20 protein-coding genes and 1 riboswitch are annotated in these 25,074 nt (G+C 36.4%); of the genes, 12 read left to right on the forward strand and 8 right to left on the reverse strand.

Features of this window, described 5'->3' with window-relative positions; genetic code table 11:
• The 9 genes from menB (at position 1) to ytkD (ending at position 8,120) form a co-directional block, all read left to right on the forward strand.
• Positions 1-855: a 1,4-dihydroxy-2-naphthoyl-CoA synthase gene (menB, locus tag B2C77_RS08380; RefSeq protein ID WP_176087298.1), complete on the forward strand. Its 855-nt coding sequence runs from the start codon at positions 1-3 to the stop codon at positions 853-855.
• Between the two features lie 400 nt (positions 856-1,255).
• The gene (locus B2C77_RS08385) at positions 1,256-2,704 is read left to right on the forward strand and encodes an o-succinylbenzoate--CoA ligase (protein ID WP_077703212.1); all 1,449 of its coding nucleotides are present in this window, start codon (positions 1,256-1,258) and stop codon (positions 2,702-2,704) included.
• 314 nt (positions 2,705-3,018) lie between these two features.
• A complete protein-coding gene (locus B2C77_RS08390; RefSeq protein ID WP_077703213.1) occupies positions 3,019-3,459 on the forward strand; it encodes an OsmC family protein in 441 nt (146 codons plus the stop codon).
• Between the two features lie 285 nt (positions 3,460-3,744).
• Positions 3,745-3,939: a helix-turn-helix transcriptional regulator gene (locus B2C77_RS08395; RefSeq protein ID WP_077703214.1), complete on the forward strand. Its 195-nt coding sequence runs from the start codon at positions 3,745-3,747 to the stop codon at positions 3,937-3,939.
• On the forward strand, positions 3,940-4,407 hold the full coding sequence (locus B2C77_RS08400) for a hypothetical protein (protein WP_077703215.1): 468 nt from the start codon (positions 3,940-3,942) through the stop codon (positions 4,405-4,407).
• A gap of 417 nt (positions 4,408-4,824) precedes the next feature.
• The gene (locus B2C77_RS08405) at positions 4,825-6,174 is read left to right on the forward strand and encodes an MATE family efflux transporter (RefSeq protein ID WP_077703216.1); all 1,350 of its coding nucleotides are present in this window, start codon (positions 4,825-4,827) and stop codon (positions 6,172-6,174) included.
• A 257-nt stretch (positions 6,175-6,431) separates the two neighbouring features.
• Entirely contained in the window at positions 6,432-6,743 is a 312-nt protein-coding gene (locus B2C77_RS08410) for a hydrolase (RefSeq protein ID WP_077703217.1), read from the forward strand.
• Between the two features lie 135 nt (positions 6,744-6,878).
• A complete protein-coding gene (locus B2C77_RS08415; RefSeq protein WP_077703218.1) occupies positions 6,879-7,409 on the forward strand; it encodes a hypothetical protein in 531 nt (176 codons plus the stop codon).
• Positions 7,410-7,652: 243 nt separating this feature from the next.
• Entirely contained in the window at positions 7,653-8,120 is a 468-nt protein-coding gene (gene ytkD / locus B2C77_RS08420) for an RNA deprotection pyrophosphohydrolase (protein WP_077703219.1), read from the forward strand.
• A gap of 218 nt (positions 8,121-8,338) precedes the next feature.
• On the opposite strand, the gene B2C77_RS08425 is transcribed toward ytkD, so the two are convergent.
• The 4 genes from B2C77_RS08425 to pckA all read right to left on the reverse strand — a co-directional run bounded on the left by B2C77_RS08425 (position 8,339) and on the right by pckA (position 12,946).
• Positions 8,339-9,139: an ABC transporter permease gene (locus B2C77_RS08425; protein ID WP_077703220.1), complete on the reverse strand. Its 801-nt coding sequence runs from the start codon at positions 9,137-9,139 to the stop codon at positions 8,339-8,341.
• 3 nt (positions 9,140-9,142) lie between these two features.
• Positions 9,143-9,934, reverse strand: coding sequence for an ABC transporter ATP-binding protein (locus B2C77_RS08430; protein ID WP_077703221.1), 792 nt, complete (start codon positions 9,932-9,934; stop codon positions 9,143-9,145).
• A 12-nt stretch (positions 9,935-9,946) separates the two neighbouring features.
• Positions 9,947-10,936, reverse strand: a complete 990-nt coding sequence (locus B2C77_RS08435) for an ABC transporter substrate-binding protein (RefSeq protein WP_077703222.1) — start codon at positions 10,934-10,936, stop codon at positions 9,947-9,949.
• Positions 10,937-11,359: 423 nt separating this feature from the next.
• Positions 11,360-12,946, reverse strand: coding sequence for a phosphoenolpyruvate carboxykinase (ATP) (gene pckA, locus B2C77_RS08440; RefSeq protein ID WP_077703223.1), 1,587 nt, complete (start codon positions 12,944-12,946; stop codon positions 11,360-11,362).
• Between the two features lie 326 nt (positions 12,947-13,272).
• A riboswitch (SAM riboswitch) is annotated at positions 13,273-13,385 on the forward strand.
• A 335-nt stretch (positions 13,386-13,720) separates the two neighbouring features.
• Between pckA and metK the strand changes: the two genes are divergently transcribed.
• Positions 13,721-14,926: a methionine adenosyltransferase gene (gene metK, locus B2C77_RS08445; protein WP_077703224.1), complete on the forward strand. Its 1,206-nt coding sequence runs from the start codon at positions 13,721-13,723 to the stop codon at positions 14,924-14,926.
• Positions 14,927-15,499: 573 nt separating this feature from the next.
• On the forward strand, positions 15,500-17,401 hold the full coding sequence (asnB, locus tag B2C77_RS08450; protein WP_077703225.1) for an asparagine synthase (glutamine-hydrolyzing): 1,902 nt from the start codon (positions 15,500-15,502) through the stop codon (positions 17,399-17,401).
• Positions 17,402-17,634: 233 nt separating this feature from the next.
• Here asnB and B2C77_RS08455 read toward each other — a convergent pair whose 3' ends face one another.
• The 3 genes from B2C77_RS08455 to B2C77_RS08465 all read right to left on the reverse strand — a co-directional run bounded on the left by B2C77_RS08455 (position 17,635) and on the right by B2C77_RS08465 (position 20,848).
• Positions 17,635-18,492, reverse strand: a complete 858-nt coding sequence (locus B2C77_RS08455; RefSeq protein ID WP_237342721.1) for a C39 family peptidase — start codon at positions 18,490-18,492, stop codon at positions 17,635-17,637.
• Between the two features lie 330 nt (positions 18,493-18,822).
• A complete protein-coding gene (locus B2C77_RS08460) occupies positions 18,823-20,040 on the reverse strand; it encodes an ISL3 family transposase (RefSeq protein ID WP_077703226.1) in 1,218 nt (405 codons plus the stop codon).
• A 295-nt stretch (positions 20,041-20,335) separates the two neighbouring features.
• Positions 20,336-20,848, reverse strand: a complete 513-nt coding sequence (locus tag B2C77_RS08465; RefSeq protein WP_077703227.1) for a gamma carbonic anhydrase — start codon at positions 20,846-20,848, stop codon at positions 20,336-20,338.
• Between the two features lie 84 nt (positions 20,849-20,932).
• On the opposite strand from B2C77_RS08465, the gene B2C77_RS08470 reads away from it, so the two are divergent.
• A complete protein-coding gene (locus B2C77_RS08470) occupies positions 20,933-22,024 on the forward strand; it encodes a tetraprenyl-beta-curcumene synthase family protein (protein WP_367946639.1) in 1,092 nt (363 codons plus the stop codon).
• Positions 22,025-22,105: 81 nt separating this feature from the next.
• Here B2C77_RS08470 and adhE read toward each other — a convergent pair whose 3' ends face one another.
• Entirely contained in the window at positions 22,106-24,703 is a 2,598-nt protein-coding gene (adhE, locus tag B2C77_RS08475) for a bifunctional acetaldehyde-CoA/alcohol dehydrogenase (protein WP_077703228.1), read from the reverse strand.
• Between the last annotated feature and the right edge of the window lie 371 nt (positions 24,704-25,074).

Raw genomic sequence — 25,074 nt, forward strand, 5'->3', positions numbered from 1 at the left:
ATGTCTGCTTACATACATTTTAAAGGAGGAAGTATCGTGGCAGTACAATGGGAAAAAGTAAGAGATTATGAAGAAATTTTTTATGAAAAATATAATGGCATCGCTAAGGTAACGATCAATCGCCCTGAAAAGCGAAATGCGTTTACTCCATTAACTGTAAATGAAATGATTGATGCATTTGCGGATGCGAGAGATGATTCTGACATTGGTGCAATTATTTTAGCAGGAGAAGGGGACAAGGCGTTTTGTTCAGGTGGTGACCAATCAGTACGTGGGCATGGTGGTTATGTAGGTAGTGACCAAGTGCCAAGATTGAATGTATTAGACTTGCAACGCTTAATTCGTACAATTCCAAAACCGGTAGTTGCTATGGTGTCTGGGTATGCTATTGGCGGTGGACATGTCTTGCACGTCGTGTGTGATTTAACGATTGCTGCAGACAATGCTATTTTTGGACAAACTGGTCCGAAAGTAGGTAGTTTTGACGCTGGTTATGGCGCTGGCTTGCTTGCTAGAATGGTCGGTCATAAGCGTGCAAGAGAAATTTGGTACTTATGCCGTCAATACAATGCTGAGGAAGCTTATGAGATGGGTTTAGTTAATACAGTTGTATCATTGGAAAAATTAGAAGAAGAGACGATTCAATGGTGTGAGGAAATGTTATCCAAATCTCCAACTGCATTGCGTTTCCTAAAAGCTTCCTTTAATGCAGATACAGATGGGCTAGCTGGACTCCAACAAATGGGCGGCGATGCAACGCTGCTTTACTACACAACAGAAGAAGCAAAAGAAGGAAGAGATGCTTTTAAAGAAAAAAGGCAGCCAAACTTTAAAAAGTTTCCTCGCTTTCCTTAATTTAAAAACTGTTTTAAAGGAAGTAGCTGAAGTAAATGTATAATTCTAAGCTTCTTACATATGTTCGCCATGTAAAATGTGCTGTAAGGCTCTACTTTTAGAATAGATAACAAGATTTATATAACACTTTAAGTAGGAGCTAACAGAGCGCACAAAAAGTTTTTAATTAACTCTTGCGGTATTCAATAGCATGAAGTAATGGTCGGAATTACCGAAGGTAGGTTCGTTTTCTACTGCTATACAAAAAGTCTTTGCTCCAATCCTAAGCAAAGGCTTTTTGTACTATCAGGAAACTGGTTATGGCTTACAGATATGAACCAGTTACTATGAAAGTAACTATCTATTTGAATAATAATTTTGTAGCCGTTTCTCTAATGCAAAATGAAAAGAGGTGTTAAATATGCAAACAGTAATACCGCATTGGCTTACTAAGCAGGCGGAGATATCACCTGAGCAAATAGCAATTCAAAATGGTAATGGAAGTACACTTACATTTCAACAGCTAAAGGAAAGTAGTCAGAATTATGCTAGAAAATTGGCTGCTTTAGGCGTGTCAAGCGGAACTCATGTTGCGGTGCTTTCAACGAATAAACAGGAGATGGTAGTTGCCATTCATGCATTAAGTTATTTGCAGGCAGTAGTTGTTTTACTAAATAGTAGATTAACAAGTGAGGAATTGACTTATCAATTGAAAGACGCTGAAGTGTCATTCTTACTTTATGATGGATCATTAGCTCCTCTGTCCGAAGAAATACCTTTCTCACAAAGCCTATCTTTTACTGCTGTTAATCATTTACAGCCAAAAGATGTGAAATTAGCAACAGAAATAAATTTGCAGACGCCGTTTACGATGATGTATACATCTGGCACAACAGGTTTTCCTAAAGGAGTGGTACATACATATGGAAATCATTGGTGGAGTGCGGTAGGGAGTGCACTAAATCTAGGAATTCAAAAAGAAGATAAGTGGTTAGCTGTATTGCCTTTATTCCATGTTAGTGGTCTGTCCATTCTGATACGTAGTGTTATCTATGGGATGACTGTCTATTTATTAGAAAAGTTTAACAGAAAAAAGGTGCATCATGTGATTTTAACAAAAAAAATAACAATGATTTCCGTAGTAACCGTTATGCTGCAGCAATTGTTAGACGAGTTAGGGGAAGATTCATATCCTGCATATTTACGCTGTATGTTATTAGGCGGAGGGCCAGCTCCAAAACCTTTGTTGGAACAAGCGAAAGAAAAAAACGTACCAGTTTTCCAATCTTTTGGGATGACTGAAACGGCTTCACAGATTGTTACATTAAGTGCTAAAGATGCTTTAAAGAAAATTGGTTCTGCGGGAAAACCTTTATTTCCGGCGCAATTAAAAATTAATACACCGGATGAAAACGGAGTTGGTGAAATATTTGTTAAGGGACCGATGGTTACAAACGGCTATTATAATAATGAATCTGCAACAGTAAATGCCATTCACAATGGTTGGCTAGCTACAGGGGATTTAGGTTATTTGGATAAGGAAGGTTACTTATATGTGGTTGACAGGCGGAGTGATTTAATTATTTCTGGTGGAGAAAATGTATATCCTTCCGAAGTAGAAAGCACAATGGCACGTTTTCCGGGTATCAAAGAAGTTGGTGTGACAGGTAAAGCTGACCCGAAATGGGGGGAGGTTCCAGTTGCTTTTATTGTAACGGATCAAACCTACAACCATGGGGAACTACAATGTTTTTTAACCGAACATTTAGCTGCTTATAAACGCCCCAAAGAAATACATGAGGTAGATTACTTACCACGTAATGCTTCTAATAAGCTAGTTCGTCTAGAGTTGAAGAAATTAATAAAGTGAATTATTACTCTGTTTAAATAGATGGGAGCGATCTAGCAGGTAAATTAGATCAGCTCCTATTTTTTAAAATTAATAAGAGTGGTGGTTTTTCTATCATTTAGAACATCGTGTAGACTTTTTCTTTATACCTAATGAAGCTTTAGTTCAACAAAGGATCTTAATAAAAATATATTGTCAATATTTTAGCTCAAAAAGAGCCGAATTTACCTATAAATATGTTCATTATTTCACAATTAATCTATAGAATATTTGAAGATTACGTTGTATAATTAATCTATCCTAGTAAATAATATCTAGAAAAGGTGGTTATTATTATGGCTAAATCTACATTTCGAGCCGCTGCTCAACTGCAGGATGGTGTTCAAGTTAAAGTTAAATCAAGAAATTTTGAAATTACAGTCGATGAACCTAAGAACTTAGGTGGTACAGATACGGGAATGAACCCAGTGGAATTAGTGCTTGGTGCTCTTGGAGCTTGTCAAGCAATTGTTGCACGAGTTTTTGCTAAAAAATTTAATATTGAATTTAGTGACTTTTGGATTGAATTGGAAGGTGACTTAGATCCAGATGGTTTTATGCACAAAGCGGATGTGAGAAAAGGTTATTCGGAAATCCGTTACAACGTGCATATAAAAACCGACGCACCTCAAGAAAAAGTAAAAGAGTTTGTTGCATTTATTGAAGATACTTGCCCAGTAGGGGATACATTGGCAAATCCAGTTAATACAAAGTTAAATAACATTGTTATCGAATAATGCTGTTTTACTTCAGCAAGGATAGGGGATGCTCCCTATCCTTGTTTTTATGTTTTTGACAATCGCACGTTTTTCGCTTTAGAACGAACATGTTTTTATTGAAAAGTGTATATTAGCTAAAAAAAATGATATTGCCCTTTTTGTCATCTTAGTTCGTTTAATTGTAAATATTAGAGTAACTACAATAGAACAATTAGTTTTCACAAAGAAGTTGACTTACATGGGTTATTAATGTAATATATAAATTGCATTAAGTTATATATATATTACTTTTGGTGGTGGATCATGGCAAATAAAATAAAATTGGCACGAGTTGAGAAAGGGTTAACACAGGCTCAACTTGCCAAAAGAGTTCATGCGACAAGACAAACGATAGGCCTTATTGAAAAAAGTAAATATAACCCAAGTTTAAACTTATGTATTGCAATAGCGAAGGAGTTAGGAAAGTCATTAGATGATTTATTTTGGGAGGAATCATAAATGAAACGTTCTTTTATACATGTTTTTTTACCGGAAGATGAATATAAGCAGATGCGAATAGTAACCATTTTAGTTGAAGTAGCTGTTATTGTCTCAGCCCTACTGATGCTATGTTTATTCGCCGGTAGCTGGTTCAATTGGCATATGGGTGGATATTTGACCGCATTTTTTATCTTTGGTTTTATTTTATTTTACACTTATGTACGCTATATTCTGTCAGGTATGGAATATGCAGAGATAGCAGGTGAGATTAATTACAACAAAGCTAAAAGGAAAGTGTATAGTCAATCGATTCGTTTTGGAATTATTTTCAGTATAGTAATGTTTGTTACAAGAGGTATTCCAAATAATTGGATAGGTGTTTTAGATATCATAGGTCCATCGATACTTGCTACAATTTTTTACTTTATTTTTGATCGTCTTTCATTAAAAAAATCATACAAGAAAAATAAAGACTTATTGGATTAATCCAATGTATATGTGTAAACCAATTAATGAATAGAATGACTTAATTAAAAAGTGACATAAATAAACGTCGCTTTTTTGTACTATAGGAGATAGCTTCGGGATAAGAAAATAACTGATTAACTACGTCCGCTGCAGCAACTAGGCAACTTCACTCCATCGCCCTAAGTTAAGACTTCAATCCGTGCCTAAGAGGAAGGTCGAATAAACAGGGGCTTACCGCCCGACATGGCATACCCCTGTTTTAGTGGGAGGATTCCTAAATCTTTAGTTGATGCTTCCTAGTCGCCACGTTGTTAAACGGGCGTTCCGATCGTTTGTTCTCTCACATGTGCTTCTTTTTTAATCAGTCATTTAAAATGGACTTTTTATGAATACGAAATTAGAATAAGAGTAGTAGCTTTGAATTGGGGTGATGTAATGAGCATAGTTGAACAAAAATTAGGGAGTCAGCCTGTTAAAAAGAGCTTTTTTCAGTATTTTCTCCCTACTATTCTAGGTATGATGCTTATGTCCGTAAATATCGTCATTGATGGTATATTTGTTGGTAATGGTGTAGGCTCCCTTGCTTTAGCAAGTGTAAATATAGCAGTTCCTGTTTTTTCAATTATTATTTCCATTTCTTTATTAATTGGTGTTGGTGGTGGGACGTTATACTCCATTGCAGTTGGGTCTGGCGATAAAGAGAGAGCAAAGCGTTTATACACCATTTCTATCGTGCTTGTAACGATAATAAGCCTATGTATTAGTGTTTTTGGGCTCCTATTTATGGAGCCTTTAGCAAGGCTCTTTGGAGCAAATGCTGAAACATTGCCCTATGCTTTAGACTATATGCGTATTTTGTTTCTGTTTTCATTAGTCTTAGCTTTGGAAGTATGTTTAAGTATTTTCGTGCGAAATGATGGTGACCCACAATTAGCGATGATCGGTTTAATTGTGGCAGCCATTGTTAATGTTATTTTAAACTACGTAATGATATTTATCCTTGAATGGGAAGTTACTGGAGCTGCGATTGCTACTTCAGTGGCAACACTTATTGGTTTAATCATTTATTCGTTGCATTTCTTTAAAAAAGGCTCTGGTCTAAAATTGACAAAAATAGTCTGGAAGAAGGCCGATTTGAAACAAATAAGCGCCATTGGTCTACCTAGCTTTTTATCCGAAGCAGGTATTGGTGTTTTTGTAATGGGGTACAATATTGCCATTGCTTATTATGCTGGTACAAATGGGCTGGCAGCTTTTTCAGTAATTAACTATTTGCATACTTTTATGTTACTCGCATTTATCGGTATAGGTTCATCCATTCAACCTATGATTAGTTATTATTATGGGGCCAAAAAATTTACTTCTATTAAAGAAACAGTGAAAATTGCAGAAATAACCGGTTTTCTGCTTGGTGGTTTATTTCTAGTTATTGGTTACTTAGGTGCGGATTTGCTTGTATCTATTTTTGGGGTCGATTCCAATGAAATTAAAGACCTGGCTGTAAGAGGGATTAAATTGTTTTTCTTAGGGTACTTGTTTATGGGAGTGAATTTTATTTATATGACATACTATCAATCTATTGGCTACGTTCGTCCATCAGTGGGCATAACGCTGTTCCGAGGATTTATTTTATTAATTGCTATGCTTCTTATCTTGCCAATGTTATTAGGAACTACAGGTGTCTGGCTTGCACTACCAGTGTCGGAGACGATCGTTGCTCTTGTACTTTTATTGGTAGCCAGAAAAGGAGTTATGCATAATCAATTAGAGATAAGAGGCTTTTAATAGATGAAGATTGATCAACATTATTTACTCGCTAATTATAGCGAGTTTTTTTACGCTCTAGGAAAGGATGAATTTTGGTGTAAACAACAGCTTGTTTTGTCGATCAACCAAGTTTTTAACTTCTTAAATAGGTAATAAGTTGTCTAAAAAGGCGCTATTAACGATTAAGATTGGCAAATGATATGTACGTATCGTATTGGTTTTCCATACATGCTTTTTAATGAAAAAGAAACACTATACGATAGGAGGTGTTTGAAATGGAAAAGCAAAAATATTACGTTCAAATGGGATCAGGAGAAATATCAAGGGTGAAGTATCACAATAATGATGAATTTGTTATTTACGCAACGGAGCAAGAAATTATACAATTACGTGAAGCCTTTGATGAAGCAAATGCTTCTGGAATACGTTCATTCTTTCGGGCACATATTCCAGCAGTTCCTTACCATAATGATGCAGCAAATGATGAGTATGACAGTGATATGATCAAGGCGTTCAAACTTGTACATGATTTAGGAGATGAAAAAACGAGAGCGCATATTCAAGAAATGGGCATTTTAGATACGTAATTACAAGACAAAAGAAGAACCGTTAAAATTTAATTTATTATGCCATTTGTGTGAGTGAAGGTTTATCTATTGGTATAGACAGGAATAGAATAGTAAGGGAAATGAATCTTGCTCACACAAGGAGGTATATTGGAGATGAATAAACGACGCATCGTTTATAGCACGACCCTGCTTATCATTATCATGTTGTTATCGCTTGTAGTATTGCATATACAAACGCCAACTGCTTCAGGAGATGCGCTAAAAGAAACAGCGCAAGCTACTGTTAATGCAGAAGTCAACCCGTTAACGGAAGAAAAAATAACGAACATAACAGAACAATTTATGGATATTTTACTGCAACCTATTCATAGAGATTATCGTGTGAAGAAATTAGGTTCTAAACAAGATCTGTATGAAGAGTTTAGCTCCGTTGCTACATATTCAGTTGCTAAACCTTTTGTAGAGTATTATTATAGGGAAAAGAGTGGTGGTCTGTACCTTCGTCCAACGAGTAAGCCAGCTTGGTTTTTAAAAGGGGAGCCTTATGAAATCACTGAGCAAAGTGATAATCAAGTTATTGTAACACAAACAAACGAAACAACTTTTTATGGAGATTACACAATAAAATTCGCATTTTCCTTTGATAAACAATGGAAAATAACAAATATTGAATATCCTAAATGAATCTTATGCCATCAAAATGGTAAAATGGACCAATATTGTAGTAACTGTATAGGCATATTTTTATATGGGGACATTTCATCCATATAAGACTAGGGATAGAGGCTTGTCTACTACAGCTTACAGTTTTTATAGAAATGTTAGGGATTTTACCGGAATGGGTTGTCAGATAAATAGTGTTTGTGATGAAACACGAAAATGAAATTCATTTAAAGGTAATGAAGTACTAGAGAAGGCGTTGAAAAAATGTATACATTTAAAGATTATTACCATAATGAAGTAAAATTATCCTTTGCAGATCAACCCTATTCTAATTCTCCGCTTCATGTTTGGGTCATATGCGTATATAAAGATAAATGGCTGTTGACGAAGCATAAAGAAAGGGGATTGGAATTTCCAGGAGGGAAAGTAGAAAGAGGGGAAAGTGCAAAAGAAGCAGCTATTAGAGAAATTAAAGAAGAAACTGGAGGCATTGTTGAAAAAATAAGCTATGTTGGTCAATATTTTGTTTCTGGTAAGTTTGAAAATGTCATTAAAAATGTCTATTTCGCAACAATTTGTTCATTGGAGAAACAAAAGACATATTATGAAACTTGTGGACCTGTTCTACTAGAACACATCCCTGTAGATGTGAAGCAACGTGAAGAGTACAGTTTTATGATGAAAGACGGTGTGTTAACGTATTGTTTATCACATTTGAACTTACAGTTGTGAAATAAGTATGTTAAACGCACTAGGAGCTCGCTGTATCGCCATATATGGTTTTATAGTCCATCGTTGTTTTGGTAAGGTTTTCCAAACATGCAATTGCCTTTTCTATTAAAGATCTATACGGCAGTAATTTCTGCCGTATAGATCTTTAATAGTATCTAGTGTACGAGAAACCACAGCTTTTACGGGGTTACAAGTCGATGCTGCATTTCAAGCCTGTTTTATTTGATTAACCAGCTTTCTATTTTTTCTACAAGCTTATACATGATAGCTGCAAAAATAGCTATTAATACTAAACTCATCATAACAAGCGAGAAGTCAAACACTTGAAAGCCATAAATAATTAAATAACCTAACCCTTGTTTTGAAACAAGAAATTCACCCACAATGACGCCAACCCAGGAAAGCCCAACATTTACTTTTAGTGTAGAAATCATCGTTGGTAATGTGGCAGGGAAAATGGCGTGCTGAAAAATTTGCCGTTTAGTTGCTCCAAAACTTTGCAGTACTTTTGCGTAATTAGGGTCTACTTCATTAAATGCTGAATAGACGACAAGTGTTGTAATGATTACGGATATAATGGCTCCCATTGCAATAATGGATACATATCCCGGCCCTAATGCAACAATGATTATCGGACCTAATGCTACTTTAGGCATAGCATTTAAGATAACAAGATAAGGATCTAATATGTTAGATAAACGCTTGGAAAACCATAGGGAGGTGGCAAGGAAAATACCTACAATAGTTCCAATCAAAAATCCAGCGACTGTTTCTAATAAAGTGACTTGCATATGTGCAAGAAGTGACCCATCTTTCATCTTATCTACAATGACTTGATATATCGTAGAAGGAGAGCTAAACAATAGTGGGTCGATCCAGTAAAATCGACTAGCGATCTCCCAAAGGAATACAAAACTGATTAGGATTAAAAGTTGCCAAATAAGCACATGCTTTTTTTCTTTTTGGACAGAGGATAAATATTGTTGAAATAATTGTTCTTCGGCATTGCTTTGAGCCATCCCTTATTTACCTCCTCCTAAGAATGCGACATTTTTGCGATTATCCAATTCATCCCATACTTTATCAAATAATAGCTGATATTTAGGATGCCTTCTTGCTAGAAATGGTTGTTCATTACGTAGCTCGATAGGTACGTCAAATACTTTTGATATGGTTCCAGGGTTTGTATCCATGACAAAGATACGGTCACTCATAGCAATGGCCTCGCCAATATCATGAGTAACAAGTACGGTTGTTTTACGGTATGTTTTTAACAGTATTGCGACTAAATCCTCTAACTTTAACTTTGTTTGGTAGTCTAAAGCAGAGAAAGGTTCATCAAACAGTAAAATCATCGGGTCATTGATCAAAGTTCGTACGAGGGCTGCTCGTTGCCGCATCCCTCCTGATAATGCATCAGGATATGCAGCAGCTACATGCTCTATTCCCACTTCTTGTAATAGCTCCATACCTTTTTCTTTTATTTTATTCGTAGCTGTCTGATTTATTTTCGGCCCTAAAAGGATATTATCTAATATGCTTTTCCATGGAAATAAATAGTCTTGTTGCAGCATATAGCCTATTTCTGAAGAAGGGGATTGGATTGCTTTTTCTTTTAAGCTAGCATTTCCTTCTGTAGGCTGGATAATACCTGCCATAATAGAAAGAATCGTCGATTTCCCACAACCACTTGGTCCTAATAATGAAATAAACTCCCCTTCTTGAATAGATATAGAAATATCCTTTAATGCTTTTGTAGCTCCTTGCTTAGAAAAGTAGTAATGAGTAATATTTTCTAATGTTAAAAGTGTCATCACACACTCCCCTTAATCTTGTAATACATCCTTTGCAAATGTTGTATTGACGAGTTCTTCATAAGCTACATCTTCTGGTAATTCTCCCGCTTCTTCCATAATGTTTTTCAAGTTATTCCATGGATCTTTTTGTAATAATGGCTCCGTTGCAAAGGAACCTTGACTTTTATAGCGTTCTATAGATGAGGTTAGCATTTCTAACTCTGTATCTTCAAAATAAGGTTGAATCGTTTGAGCAATTTCTTCTGCAGGCTGCTCTGCAACCCATTGTTGTGCGCGGTAAATAGCCTTCGTGAAACCCTTCATCTCTGTTTCGTGTTCATCCATATAGGTTTGTTTTGCCATATAAACGGTATATGGAACAATTCCTGATTCTTCTCCGAAAGAAGCAATAATATGGCCTTTTCCTTCTTTTTCAAATGCACTGGCAGTTGGTTCAAATAATTGTACATATTCAGCATCTCCAGACACAAATGCACTAGGAATATGAGCAAACTCAATATTTTGTTGTAAGTTTAAGTCCTCATGTGGATCAATTCCTTGCTGTTTAAGTACGTATTCTCCAACCATTTGTGGCATGCCGCCTTTACGTTGTCCTAAAAATGATGTTCCCTTTAATTCATCCCAACTGAAATTTGATTTTTCTTCTTTTGCTACTAAAAAAGTTCCGTCTGTTTGCGTTAGTTGAGCAAAGTTAATAGCAATATCTTTTGAATCTTGAGCATAGACGTAAATAGACGTTTCCGCTCCAACTAAAGCGATATCCGATCCATCTGATAATAGGGAAGTCATCGTTTTATCACCACCCCATGTGGTTTGCAATTCTACATCTAACCCCTCATCTTTAAAAAATCCTTTTTCTAAAGCGACATATTGCGGTGCATAAAAAATGGAACGAGTAACTTCAGCTAATTGAATTTTCTTATTGGAGTTTTCATTATTACAACTTGTTAAAAACAAGAGTATGCTGCTGAAGAGCAGGAAAAATAGAATTTTTTTCATCCTATTTGCTCCTTTCTATAATTTCATTCGTCAAAACAGTTTATGATTGGATAGAAAAATGTGTGAATGCCTAGTTAATTAGAAAAACTTGGCTTGTCGCCAAGTTTTAAGGCGAAAGCCTTTGTTTTTCCTATAAGGAGCAAGCGCCCGTTTAGCAACGTAGCGAATGGAACAAATTAACGGAGATAAAGGAATTACGGTGAGGGGATGATTCGATGATGACTTATCGAGCAATGGAGTGAAGTCGCCTAATTGCTAGACGATGGAGCAGACGTGACTATTCGGTTTTTTCATTATCCACAACACCTCATTTTATAAATTTCTATACAATAAAAAAATCGACCTCCTATTGAGGTCGATATGCAGCAGTAACTGCTAGGTAATACTTTATATAAAATTCCTTTTGGGATGAGGAAACATGAGTTAACCCTTAAAAATAGGGCCAGCATTAGCAATATCTTCACGAGCTTCCGTAAATTGTTTGAAATTCTCATGAAATTTCATTGCAAGCTGTTTTGCTGTTTGGTCATAAGCGGCTTTATCTTGCCACGTGTTTTTCGGAATTAATACTTCATCAGGGACTCCAGGCACATGCATTGGAATTTCCAATCCGAAAACTTGATCTTTTGTTGTTTCTACGCCATGTAATTCTCCTTCTAGAGCAGCATGAATCATAGCCCGTGTATAAGATAGCTTCATACGCTTTCCTACACCGTAGGATCCTCCTGTCCAACCAGTATTAACGAGGAAGACATTTGATTGATAGGCGTCAATTTTCTCCCCCAGCATAGCGGCATATTTAGATGGTGCTAACGGGAGGAACGGAGAACCGAAACAAGCTGAAAAGGTCGCCTGTGGTTCTGTTACACCTCTTTCTGTACCTGCTAGTTTACTCGTATAGCCACTTAGAAAGTGATACATAGCCTGTTCTTTTGTTAATTTACTAATTGGAGGCAATGTTCCGGACGCATCTGCAGTTAGAAAAATAATTGTATTTGGGTGTCCTGCCATACTAGGAATTGCAATATTATCCATGTTCTCTAACGGATATGCTGCGCGTGTGTTTTCTGTTAAGATTGTGTTATCATAATCAGGAATTCTAGATTGTTCATCCAATACGACGTTTTCTAATACTGTACCAAATTTAATGGCATCATAAATTTGTGGTTCCTTTTCCTGCGATAGATTGATACATTTAGCGTAACATCCGCCCTCTATATTAAATACACCATTAGGCCCCCAACCGTGCTCATCATCACCAATTAGACGACGATATGGGTCAGCGGATAACGTAGTTTTTCCTGTTCCTGACAAACCAAAAAATAAGGCAACGTCACCTTCATTACCTACGTTAGCAGAGCAATGCATCGATAATACATTACGTTGTGGCAATAAATAGTTCATAACGGAAAAAATAGATTTTTTAATTTCACCAGCATACTCGGTTCCGCCTATTAATACAATACGTTGTTTAAATGATACAAGAATAAATGCTTCTGAATTTGTACCGTCTACTTTTGGGTTAGCTTTAAATGTTGGTGCAGATATAACAGTAAATTCTGGCTGATGCTTTTCTAGTTCTTCCTTCGTAGGTGTGATAAATAATTGTCTGGCAAAGAGATTGTGCCATGCATATTCATTAATCACTTGCAAAGGAAGACGGTATTCATGGTCTGCTCCAGCATATCCTTTAAAATGAAAGATTTCCGACTTGTTTTTTAAATAGGCAACGACTTTTTGATAAAGCTTATTGAAAGTCTCTTCGCTAACAGAACGATTTACCGTTCCCCAATCAACATACTTTTCGCTCATTTCATCTTTTACAATAAATTTATCTTTAGGAGAGCGACCAGTATAAGCTCCTGTTTCAGATTGAACAGCTCCAGTTGCTGATAACTTTCCTTCTTTTCTAGCTAAAATTTTTTCTACAAGTTGTGGTACAGATAAATTCGACAACAAATAAGGATGTGCATATAATTCGGTTACAAATGATTTTTCTACCGTTTTCATTAAAAATACCTGCCTTTTAACTCAAATTTATTCATGTTCATGTGTTTAATCTGTAAATAGTATAACACATTTATTCAAATAGTCCATACTAAATATGATAAAATATAAAAAATTAAAGAAGAATTAGTATGCCTCTCTGGTGTTTCTTATACTATAGGAAAGTATAAATTTTTAGGGTTTATATAATAAAAGAAAACAAAGGCTTTCTTCATAAGACTGGGTGACGAGCTAAGTTTTTCTAATAGTATGTGGGTAAAGTGATTGAAAATACACCCAAATTAATTGACAGGAACCTACTATTTAGGTAAGCTGAATTGCGAACGGATCTCTTATTCAGAGTTGGTGGAGGGACAGTCCCTAAGAAACCCAGCAACCATCACACATTTGTGAAAAGGTGCTAACCTGATGCAAGGTCATACGAAACCTTGAACAATAAGAGCGAAAGGATCGCTATTCCCTTTCCTCATGATAAGCAGGAAGGGATTTTTTATACTGTAGAAAAGTATAAAATTAGGGCTTATAGTATAAGGAAGACTACCGCTTTCGCCATAGGAACTTGGCGTTTAAGCCAAGCTTTTCTATTGTTAAATGTATACAGGTAATCTAGCGCAGGATAACTAGAAGTGTTTGTTCTTGTCATTATATATGCATATCTTATAATAATGATCATTTTAGATTTCTTTTGTTTATCGTGTGTCAGAGAAAACATCCAGTTAAGTAAATTTTCACGTTATATAGAGTTCCGTATCTGATTTTAAAGGAGGAAGTAGCAAAATGGCTACGAATCGACGTTTATTTACTTCTGAATCTGTAACAGAAGGTCATCCTGATAAAATATCAGATCAAATTTCTGATGCTATCTTAGATGAAATATTACAATCGGACCCTTATGCTCGTGTTGCATGCGAGACAACCGTTACGACAGGTCTTGTATTAGTGGCAGGTGAAATATCTACGACTACTTATGTTGACATCCCAGCAGTCGTACGAAAAACGGTTGAGGAGATAGGTTATACGCGAGCAAAGTTTGGTTTTGATGCTAAAACTTGTGCTGTATTAACGGCAATAGATGAGCAATCTCCAGACATTGCTGGAGGCGTAAATAAGGCATTGGAAGCAAGACAGGGACGAATGAGCGAGGAAGAAATTGATGCTATTGGAGCTGGTGACCAAGGTTTAATGTTTGGATTTGCTTGCGATCAAACGGAAGAATTAATGCCACTACCGATTTCTTTAGCACATAAGTTAGCTAAACGATTGTCAGATGTCCGTAAAAGGCGTATCTTGGATTACTTGAGACCAGATGGAAAAACACAAGTAACCGTAGAATATGGAGAAGATGGGCAGCCTATTCGAGTTGATACCATCGTTATTTCCACGCAACACCATCAAGATGCAACTGTGGAACAAATTGAAAAAGATTTATTAAAGCATGTTATTTTTCCAGTAGTCCCAGCACATTTGTTAGATGAAACAACAAAATACTTTATCAATCCAACTGGGCGATTTGTAATAGGTGGCCCACAAGGTGATGCAGGTTTAACTGGAAGAAAAATTATCGTGGATACGTATGGTGGTTATGCACGACATGGCGGGGGGGCATTTAGTGGTAAGGATGCAACGAAAGTAGATCGTTCTGCCGCTTATGCAGCAAGGTATGTTGCAAAAAACATTGTCGCTGCAAAATTAGCTAAGAGTTGTGAAGTTCAACTTGCTTATGCGATTGGTGTAGCAGAACCGGTGTCAATTGCTATTGATACGTTCGGAACAGGAATCGTTCGTGAAGAAGTATTGGTTCAAGCTGTGAGGAAGTTGTTCGACCTTCGTCCTGCTGGGATTATTCATATGCTTGATTTACAAAAGCCAATATTTAGAAATACAGCTGCATATGGTCACTTTGGGCGTACAGATGTTGTATTTCCTTGGGAAAAAACGGACAAAGTAGAAGAATTAATTGCATTAGTAAAAGAACAGCAGTAGAGTGAGCAAGGGCATGACTTTTCGGTCGCTGGAGAGGTCATGTTTTTGTTTTACTGTAAGGAAAGGTAAGAAAGAGTTTTCGATAATACCCTGCTTTATTCTCAGGTTCTTGGTTTGTAAAAGGTGACAGAAATGAGCAGACCAGCAAGCGATAGTGGGGTAGTTGTAAGATTTTCCATCCCGTTAAGTGGAAGTTTGGGGAATGATAGTTGATGCTGTTAAGCTAGCGGAGGATAACACGGGAGACTCCTCGAAAATGATTGCAATGTTTCGCTGACGTAACTTTCCTTGTCCTGTGGGAAAGCGCAGCGGGAAGCCCCCATAGAAAAAAAGCAATCTTTTTAGGAGGCTGAGCGCCAGCCCAAGGAAAGCGTAGTGTTTTTTCGTAGCGGTCACTAAAAGTGTACATAAATAGAGTGCTGGAAAGATAGAGGTTATAATTATGTCGAGAAAAATTTGACACATACCAAGTTTTTCTAAAAGTTTTTAACGAACGTTTGGTGTGGTATGATAGTAATGAAAAAATGATTCGTACCATACGTTACTATATTTAATGAGAGAAGGTAGACAGCTATGTGTGGTTTTATCGGAATGTTATTTGATAATCCTGTAGAACGAACAGAACAAGAAGTAGAACTATTTAAACAGCAAAATAATTTGATCACTCATCGAGGACCAGATGATGAAGGATACTATTTCGATTCTTATATTTCCTTGGGGTTCCGACGTTTGAGTATTATAGATATTGAAAGTGGCTCCCAGCCATTAAGTTATAATGATGAACAAATATGGTTAGTTTTTAATGGTGAAATTTATAATTATATTGAATTGCGTAAACAATTACTTGCAGAAGGTTATGCATTTCAAACGGATTCAGATACAGAAGTAATTGCAGCTTTATTTGCAAAACATAAAGAGGAGGCTTTTCAGCATTTAAGAGGCATGTTCTCCATTCTTGTGTGGGATAAAGAGACGGAGCAATTGTATGGAGCTCGTGATCCTTTTGGAATTAAGCCGCTCTTTTATTATGAAAATTCCTTCGGGACCACATTTGCTTCTGAGAAAAAAAGCATCACACTTATGATGGAACAAGAAAAAGTAGACAAAGATGCGCTACAGCATTATTTGAGCTTTCAATACGTACCTGAACCAATGACGATGACTGCTGGCATAAAAAAAGTAGAACCAGGGCATTATTTTATTAAAAAACCTGGACAGCCTATCCAATTTACGCGTTATTGGCATGCAACTTTCCATCCTGTACTTCGTGAAAAGCAGGACTGGATTAAAAAAATTCAAGACGTCATGTATGATTCAGTAAATGTGCATATGCGCAGTGATGTTCCAGTAGGTTCATTTTTATCTGGAGGAATCGATTCAACGTTAATTGTCTCCATTGCAAAAGAATTTAATCCAGCAATAAAAACATTTTCTGTCGGTTTTGAACGCGATGGATATTCTGAAGTTGATGTGGCCAAAGAAACAGCAGATAAATTAAATGTAGAGAACATTTCCTACATGATTTCCCCTCAAGAATATATAGATCATTTACCAAAGATTATGTGGCATATGGACGATCCATTGGCTGATCCATCTTGTGTACCGTTATATTTTGTTTCTAGAGAAGCTAGAAAGCATGTAACAGTGGTTTTATCTGGAGAAGGCTCTGATGAACTCTTTGGCGGCTACAATATTTATCGTGAACCGGATTCATTAAAGTATTTTGATAAAATGCCTTCTTTCATGAAAGGGTTGCTGAAACGAGTTTCTGCTGTACTACCTGAAGGAGTGAAAGGTAAAAGTTTTCTCGACCGTGGAACAACCCCATTGCGTGAACGTTATATTGGAAACGCAAAAATGTTTGAAGAAGAAGAGAAGAGGGAGCTATTAAAAACATATGATGAACAGTTATCTTATCAACAAGTAACTGGTAAGTTATTTGATGATCAAGTAAAAGATTATCCATATGTAAATCAGATGCAGTATGTGGACATCCATACTTGGATGCGTGGAGATATTTTATTAAAAGCAGACCGAGTAACAATGGCGCACTCTCTTGAATTACGAGTTCCATTTTTAGATAAAGAAGTATTTCGCATAGCGAATGAGATTCCAGTTGATTTAAAAATTGCCAATGGTACTACGAAAAGCTTGTTGCGTGAAGCTTCCAGAGGCATTGTCCCGGACCATGTATTAGATCGTAAAAAATTAGGGTTTCCTGTTCCTATTCGTCATTGGTTGAAAAATGAGTTAAATGGCTGGGCAAAACAACTCATTCATGAAAGTGAAACCGACCATTTATTACACAAAAACTATATCCTTCAACTTCTAGACGCTCATTGTCAAGGAAAAGGGGATTACAGTAGAAAAATTTGGACCGTGCTTATGTTTATGCTTTGGCATAAAAACTTTGTTGAGAAAAAGTTTGATGTATCAACATTGAATGAAAACACAGGAGAATTAATCTTTTCTTAGCACTATTAAATATAAAAGTTTAAAGGTTTATAGTTAAGTAAAACTTGGCTTCCGCTATAAAGATTGGCGTCAAGCCGAGTTTTTCTAATTATGTAATATTTAGGTGGTGTAGTAGAGGGAGCGGCTTTCGCCTTAAAGAGATAAACCAAGTATTCCTAACATTATCTTCCAAAGATGAGGTTATTCTAATGCGAGATTAAAATTATATATTTAAAAAACAGGCGATCTTCCATTTATTTTGCAATGGTGATCGCCTGTTTTCCCATTTGTATCCAAGCAGCTTTGAACTCTTCAATAGGAGCCTTATCCGCTTTGTTTAATGGGTCGTTAAAGTAAATGTAGTTTTCATCATATCCAGTAATTAAAACAGAGTGTTGCTTCATCGTAATGTCAATCTGACCGTCTTTTGTGTGCCATGTAGTAAATTTATCTTTTGGTAGTTTATCATAAGTTGTGTTTATAATGACCCATACTGGCCGTTTGTGATTCAATTCTTCAATAACTGCTTGGAAGTCATTTCCTGTTAAATCATTTACGACATCACCTACGTATTGTTTTGCTAATTCAGCAATTGGTTTATGGTATACGCCCATCCCTGGGGTTTCAAAAGAGTACATATCGCCAACAAACCCATTATAAGGGTTACCAAAGTGGATTTTGCCATCTTTTTTTCTGTATGGCGTAGGGTCTTTTTTCACTTGTTCAGCTAATTTCATTTTATCAACACGTATATCATAATGGTTTAGCAGCATGGATAAGGTTGTGACTTCACAACCTCTTGGTAGCTCAGGAAGTTGCTCTATCATTGGAGCTTTAATATTGACCGCTTTTTTTATCTTGTGCTTTGATAATTTACTGTCCTCAGGAGAATAGTGATTGTCTTCATGCACCGGGATAGTACTTTCTATTAATTGTTTAAATGTTGTTTTATGTTGCATAAAAAACATAGATAAAAGAGAAATAGCCGTTATAGAAAAAATAAAACCGTATAGGATAAACGATTTTTTCACCCAGGTAATTTTTTGCTTAGAACTAACATAAAATAAGAAGGTAGCTAGCATACAACAAACACTAAATAAAATAATGTTCATTTTTACAATCTCCCCGTAGAATAAGTCCTAACTGCTATGCTGTGAAAATGTAATGTCACCTTAGTTGAATAGTTGACATCACAAAGCACTCGTCAAAATGAGAGGGCTTGTTGCCACTTTTATGCTAAAAGAAAGCTTGATTAAACTTCATTTTCTTTTCACACTTACCCAATGACGAAGGAACTATTGCAATAAAGTGAATGATTAAATGGTTTGTTTTGTTTTCTTTCATCGCATATACTAAATAAAGCAGTATTTTTTGTGCTATAGAAAAGTATAAAATTTTGGTTCTATGTCAAATGTTGGGGTGGAGTGAGATGCAATCTCACCCTACCCAACATGACTTCCAATTTTTTTATACTTATGTAAAAGAAGTATTCTTGCTCTTGCCCTTAGGAAGTTCCTGAATCCAAAGGCGTTCCTCTTCATGACTTTCGTTAGGTTATTAATTCCCTCCAAAAAACCATTTGAGTAATCAAATAAAAAGCTGTTTAATACCTCTGTCTGCCAGTTCTTGAATGTACGGATAGCCTTCTCAAATTCAGGGAGACCCTCTTGTTCTACCTTCCTGTAAAAATCCAATAATCCTTGTTTCGTTTCTTTGATCTTAACCTGTCCATTTTCCTTGGCTTGCTTGAACCAAAAGCAGTAGGACTCTTTCAATTCGTAAGCCCTGCGAAGTTCTTCATCCATCCCAAGATACCTGTCCAAATACCAGCGTTCCTTTTCGGTTAGCTTTGCACTGTCTTTATAAAACACATAGCGCATCCTTTTACATTTTTTACGGTCATAATCATTCCATTCAGATTGGATTCTTCTTCTGACTCCGTCAAGAGCCCAATAGATATAACGACAAAAATGAAAACGATCGGCTACAATAACCGGTTTCCCCAATGCCTTTTGGACAGCTGCCTTAAAAGAAGGACTCATGTCCATAATGACTACATCCACATTGGTTCCATGTTTTTGGAGATAATCCTTGAGGGTCTTCTTTTTTCGGTTTGGCAAAATATCAATCGGTTCCTTGGTCTCTCCATCAGCAATAATCAATTGATATTTTCCTGCCTTTGTATCTCCCTTGTATTCATCGATGGCAATCACCTTTGGCAATTCTTGAACCTCTGACATTTCCTTTACGGCCAAACGGTCAAATCTGCGCATGACGGTCGATACGGAGACGCCAAACTGCTTGGCTGTTTCCTTAAAAGTCTTCGCTTGCACTATCCGAACGGATACCGCCCGATTCCATTCCATAGAAAGCCGTTGATATCGATGAACAAAAGGATTCTCCTCCGCAAATCGTTTCCCGCAGCACGAACAGGCATAGCGGCGTTTTTTGTAGAAGAGATAAGTTAATCGTTCAAACCACTTTAAATGTTTGATCTTTTGGATCCGATAATCATGAACTTTCTTGGTTCTCTTTCCACAGCTGGGACACTTGTGTACCTTGACAGGCATTTCTACATGAAGCGCAATACCACCTTCCATTTCCTCCACTTTTGTAATCCATACATCTTCAAGACCAGGCATTTTTATGGTAAAATTCATTTGCACGCAACTCCAATCTTTTCTTGTTTCTAGTCAATTCAAGTATAAAAGAATTGGATGTTTGCGTGTATATTTTTATGCGCAAATTGTGGGGAAACCCCAACATTTAGTATAGAGCCAAAATTTTTTGGTTTATAGTATAAGAAAAAATACAGTTTCCGCCACAAGCCAAGTTTTCTAGAAAGATTGGACAATGTTGCTATCTCTCCTTATTTAATTAAGAGATAAAATGGCAAAGCGTATTCTCCCTATATATCGGTTGGTTGTAATGAAAGTTAAACTAAAAATGTATATATTACCTGTTTTGTTGTTTGTAAATAGCTCCCTTTTCAACATAGGATTGGCAAATACGTTGCATTTCTGCATAATCAGTTTCTGTTAGTTCCCGAACGACTTTTGCTGGTCTGCCTAGTGCTAATGTAAAAGGCGGAATCTTTTTATTAGGTGGGACAAGACTTCCTGCTCCTATAAATGCGTATTCTCCTATTTCTGAGCCATCAAGTAAAATAGAACCCATACCAATTAGAGCATGTTTTTGTATCGTTGTAGAGTGCAGCGTAGTTTGATGACCGACAGTAACATCACTTTCGATCGTTAATGGCATACCTGGGCTTTGGTGTAGAACGGATAAGTCCTGAATACTAGTGCGTTCTCCTATATTGACAGGTGCAACATCACCGCGTATGACTGTTTTAAACCAGATACTTGATTGTGCACCAATTGTGACATCACCGATGATGCTTGCATCATTTGCTATAAATACAGAGTCATGAATACTTGGAAATATTCCTTTATAAGGATGTATCATTTGAAACCTCCTAAAAAATATGCTGATAATAGTAATAGAAATAAACAAGGTAAAAGTGTTTGAAATTGGAACGGAGGCAAGACGTTGAGTATTGAAGTCCCAAGTACACCTATTCCTTTAATGATAACAGTTTATCGTAAGATCTTTCCAGCAGTAAGAGAGGAACTTGCTTTTTGGAAACAGCGAGCGAATGAAATCCCTGATCAAGAATTACGTTATCAAGCACTTGCAAGTATGTCTGAAAAAGAATTTCATTGTCAAGGTGGAGCAGTGTATGCGCTATTAGCAGGGAAAAGATGGAGAGATTGTGTACGTTTTATTGTAGCTTATCAAACAATAAGTGATTATTTAGATAATTTATGTGATCGAAGTACATCGCTAGACGCTAAATCTTTCGCGTTGTTACATACTTCCATGATAGATGCGCATTGTCCTAAGTCATTACCGAAAGATTATTATGCGTTATTTGAGCATAAGCAAGACAATGGTTATTTGCAACAGCTCGTAAAAACCTGTAATGATATCGTTAGAAAATTGGATGATATTCCAACATATCAAGAACAAGCAATAAAGCTGGCAGGTTTATATAGCGATTTACAAGTACATAAACACGTTATTCATGAGGAAAGAGTGCCGCGTTTAACAAAATGGTCTAATGTGAAAAATGTCTATCCGCTAGCTTGGTATGAATTTTCCGCTGCAGCTGGATCCACTTTAGGCGTTTTTTGTTTAATGGCGTACAGTTTAGCAGGCAGGTTGTATCGAAAGTTGGCTGATGAAATTGTAACAGCTTACTTTCCTTATATTCAAGGATTACACATTTTATTGGATTATTATATTGATCAGCAGGAAGATAAAGAGGAAGCTGATTTAAATTTCTGTTCATATTACAAAAACGAGTCAATCATGCATGAACGATTCAAATACTTTTGTGAGCAAGCAAAATTATATGCAGTTACTATACCTAACTCGAAATTCCATGTAATGGTTGTACAAGGATTAATCGGATTATACTTAGGGGACAATAAAGTGGGACATATCCCTAATTCCAAACGTTTGAAGCGACTACTTTTTCAAACGGCTGGATATCCTTCTATTTTTTTTCATCGCAATACAAGAATGTATTATTTTCTTAAACTGTTTAAACTACAAAGAACCGCTGTTACACATAAGTAACAACGGTTCTGTACAGTTTTACTGATCTTGGGTAGGGTAGAACAGTAAATCAATATAAACGGAAATCATGTTATAAGGTTTTTATATTCCTTTATATGCGTCACGGTATATAGTTGCCAGTTCAGTAATTAAAGGCAATTTCGGGTTTGCTGTTGTACATTGGTCTTCAAAAGCTAATTCAGCAAGTTTATCTACTTTTGCTTCAAATGCTTGTTTGTTTACACCTGTGTCTTTAATGCTCATTGGGATATTTAGTTCTTTAGCAAGTTTAATAATAGCTTGTACTAAACTTTCTACTCCTTCTTCCACCGTTCTTGCTGGAAGCCCTAGCGCTTTTGCGATTTCTGCATAACGCTCATCTGCTATAAAGTATGCGTATTTAGGGAACGTAGCAAATTTTTCTGGTTTTTTAGCATTGTAACGGATAACATGTGGTAGTAATATCGTATTAGCTCTACCATGTGCAATGTTGAACGCTGCACCTAGTTTATGAGCTAAAGAGTGATTAATGCCTAAGAACGCATTGGAGAATGCCATTCCAGCAATTGTTGAAGCATTATGCATTTTTTCTCTAGCTAACTCATCATTTCCGTTATGATATGCTTTTGGCAAGTATTCAAAAACTAATTGAACTGCTTTAATTGCAAGCGCGTCAGTATAATCGTTTGCCAAATTGGACACATAAGCTTCAATGGCGTGTGTTAATACGTCCATACCAGTATCAGCTGTTACTTGTTTTGGCACAGACATGACAAATTGTGGATCAACTATAGCAACATTTGGTGTCATTTCATAATCTGCTAGCGGGTATTTTGTATCTGATTTTTTATCGGTAACCACTGTAAATGATGTTACTTCAGAACCTGTTCCTGACGTTGTTGGCACACATACCAATTGAGCTAGTCTTCCTAATTTCGGGTATTTTACGATACGTTTACGAATGTCCATGAATTTCTGTTTTAGAGCGTTAAAATCAGCATCTGGATGCTCGTAGAATAACCACATGGCTTTAGCAGCATCCATTGGAGATCCACCACCAATAGCGATAATAACATCTGGTTCAAACTTTTGCATTAACGCAGTACCTTTGCGAATGGTTTCAATAGATGGATCAGCTTCGACATCTGAAAAAATTTCACAATGGACATAATCAGCACGTTTACGTAAATAGTAGAGAGCTTTATCTACATAACCTAATTCTACCATCATCGGATCAGTTACAATAAATGCTTTAGAGATGTCAGGCATTTTTTCTAAATATTGAATTGCATTTTTTTCAAAATAGATTTTAGGAGGTAGTTTAAACCATTGCATATTATTTCTCCTCCGAGCCACTTTTTTAATATTCATTAAATTGATTGTTCCGACGTTTGTTGATACGGAGTTTCCGCCATAAGTTCCACATCCTAATGTAAGGGAAGGCATATGGTTGTTATAAATATCGCCGATTCCCCCTTGAGAAGATGGTGAATTTACAATTAGTCTCCCTGCTTTCATCTTTAGAGAAAAGGCTTCTATAACCTCTTGGTCAGTAGAATGAATGACTGCTGAATGTCCTAGACCCCCAAAGTGTAGCATTTCATCAGCACGCTTAAACCCTTCTTCTGTGCTATTTACTTTATAACAAGCTAATACAGGACTTAATTTTTCTCGAGATAACGGATATTCTGGTCCAACGCCTTCAATTTCAGCAAGTAAAATTTTAGTGTTTTTGGCCACATTTACTCCTGCCATCTTAGCAATTTCATATGCTGGTTTACCAACAATATCCGCATTTACTGCACAAGTTGTAGGATTTATAACCAGTTTTTCCACTTTTTTTCTTTCTGCTTCTGTTAGGAAATGACAATTATTAGCTACCATTTCATGTTTTACCGTGTCATATATTTCTTTATCAATAATAACCGCTTGTTCAGAGGCACAAATCATTCCGTTATCAAATGTTTTGGATAAAATGAGATCATTGACAGCGCGCTTTATTTGTGCGGTTTTTTCTATATAACATGGTACATTTCCTGGACCAACACCGAGGGCTGGCTTTCCAGAACTATACGCTGATTTCACCATTCCTGAACCACCAGTAGCAAGTATAAGTGATACGCCGTCATGATTCATTAATGTTTTCGTTGCTTCAACAGAAGGTGTTTCTATCCACTGAATACAGTTTTTAGGTGCACCTGCTTTTACCGCGGCATCAAGTAATACTTTTGCTGCCTGACTGCTACATTTTTGAGCAGAAGGGTGGAAAGCGAAAATAATTGGGTTTCTCGTTTTAATGGAAATAAGTGATTTAAACATGGTTGTTGATGTTGGGTTTGTAACTGGTGTTATACCACAGATTACCCCAGCTGGTTCAGCAATTTCAACCATTCCTTCTTGCTCATCCTCATGAATAATTCCAACAGTTTTATCGTATTTAATGTTATGATAAATATATTCTGTTGCAAAGATGTTTTTAATAGCTTTATCTTCAAAGACGCCACGACCTGTTTCTTCAATGGCCAGTTTAGCTAAAGGCATATGCTGATCAAGACCTGCTAACGCCATTTCTTTTACAATCGTATTAATCGCTTCTTGATCTAGCTGTTTTAAACCTTCCAAGGACTCTTCTGCTTGGGAGATTAGTTGATTAATTTTAGTGGAAACTAGCTCTACAGTTCCTTTTGTTTTCTCAGTCATAATAGGACCCTCCTTGGTTTGTGAAATACTGAGCAATCTTTTTACACCTTCATTATATAACGGTTTTTTATAAATTTCCATACCTTTTGTGAAATAATGAGCAAACTTTTTTTGTTGGAAACGTTGTACTATAACAAGTAAACGATTACAAGGTTGGTTTGTTAGTATTATGTATTTTTTGTGAACAGAGGGCTTTTTATTGTGCAATTAAAAGTGTTGATATTTTCAATAAGAGGAGACTTCATTTAATCTAATATCAAAGTAAATCTTATTAGCGAGTTCTTTTATTCCAAAGACTTGTTTGTACCTAAAGGCTCTTGCGAGTTAGGGGGGCTGTGTCTCCCGCTTCAAACTTTTTTCTAATTTGGCTT

Source organism: Virgibacillus dokdonensis (genome assembly GCF_900166595.1).
In the GTDB taxonomy this organism is placed as follows: Bacteria; Bacillota; Bacilli; order Bacillales; family Amphibacillaceae; genus Virgibacillus; species Virgibacillus dokdonensis.

What these genes read in the sequence shown, in the direction of transcription:
- menB (WP_176087298.1), top strand. Translation starts at nt 1, where the DNA reads ATGTCTGCTTACATACATTTTAAAGGAGGAAGTATCGTGGCAGTACAA.
- B2C77_RS08385 (WP_077703212.1), top strand. Translation starts at nt 1,256, where the DNA reads ATGCAAACAGTAATACCGCATTGGCTTACTAAGCAGGCGGAGATATCA.
- B2C77_RS08390 (WP_077703213.1), top strand. Translation starts at nt 3,019, where the DNA reads ATGGCTAAATCTACATTTCGAGCCGCTGCTCAACTGCAGGATGGTGTT.
- B2C77_RS08395 (WP_077703214.1), top strand. Translation starts at nt 3,745, where the DNA reads ATGGCAAATAAAATAAAATTGGCACGAGTTGAGAAAGGGTTAACACAG.
- B2C77_RS08400 (WP_077703215.1), top strand. Translation starts at nt 3,940, where the DNA reads ATGAAACGTTCTTTTATACATGTTTTTTTACCGGAAGATGAATATAAG.
- B2C77_RS08405 (WP_077703216.1), top strand. Translation starts at nt 4,825, where the DNA reads ATGAGCATAGTTGAACAAAAATTAGGGAGTCAGCCTGTTAAAAAGAGC.
- B2C77_RS08410 (WP_077703217.1), top strand. Translation starts at nt 6,432, where the DNA reads ATGGAAAAGCAAAAATATTACGTTCAAATGGGATCAGGAGAAATATCA.
- B2C77_RS08415 (WP_077703218.1), top strand. Translation starts at nt 6,879, where the DNA reads ATGAATAAACGACGCATCGTTTATAGCACGACCCTGCTTATCATTATC.
- ytkD (WP_077703219.1), top strand. Translation starts at nt 7,653, where the DNA reads ATGTATACATTTAAAGATTATTACCATAATGAAGTAAAATTATCCTTT.
- B2C77_RS08425 (WP_077703220.1), bottom strand. Translation starts at nt 9,139, where the DNA reads ATGGCTCAAAGCAATGCCGAAGAACAATTATTTCAACAATATTTATCC.
- B2C77_RS08430 (WP_077703221.1), bottom strand. Translation starts at nt 9,934, where the DNA reads ATGACACTTTTAACATTAGAAAATATTACTCATTACTACTTTTCTAAG.
- B2C77_RS08435 (WP_077703222.1), bottom strand. Translation starts at nt 10,936, where the DNA reads ATGAAAAAAATTCTATTTTTCCTGCTCTTCAGCAGCATACTCTTGTTT.
- pckA (WP_077703223.1), bottom strand. Translation starts at nt 12,946, where the DNA reads ATGAAAACGGTAGAAAAATCATTTGTAACCGAATTATATGCACATCCT.
- metK (WP_077703224.1), top strand. Translation starts at nt 13,721, where the DNA reads ATGGCTACGAATCGACGTTTATTTACTTCTGAATCTGTAACAGAAGGT.
- asnB (WP_077703225.1), top strand. Translation starts at nt 15,500, where the DNA reads ATGTGTGGTTTTATCGGAATGTTATTTGATAATCCTGTAGAACGAACA.
- B2C77_RS08455 (WP_237342721.1), bottom strand. Translation starts at nt 18,492, where the DNA reads ATGAACATTATTTTATTTAGTGTTTGTTGTATGCTAGCTACCTTCTTA.
- B2C77_RS08460 (WP_077703226.1), bottom strand. Translation starts at nt 20,040, where the DNA reads ATGAATTTTACCATAAAAATGCCTGGTCTTGAAGATGTATGGATTACA.
- B2C77_RS08465 (WP_077703227.1), bottom strand. Translation starts at nt 20,848, where the DNA reads ATGATACATCCTTATAAAGGAATATTTCCAAGTATTCATGACTCTGTA.
- adhE (WP_077703228.1), bottom strand. Translation starts at nt 24,703, where the DNA reads ATGACTGAGAAAACAAAAGGAACTGTAGAGCTAGTTTCCACTAAAATT.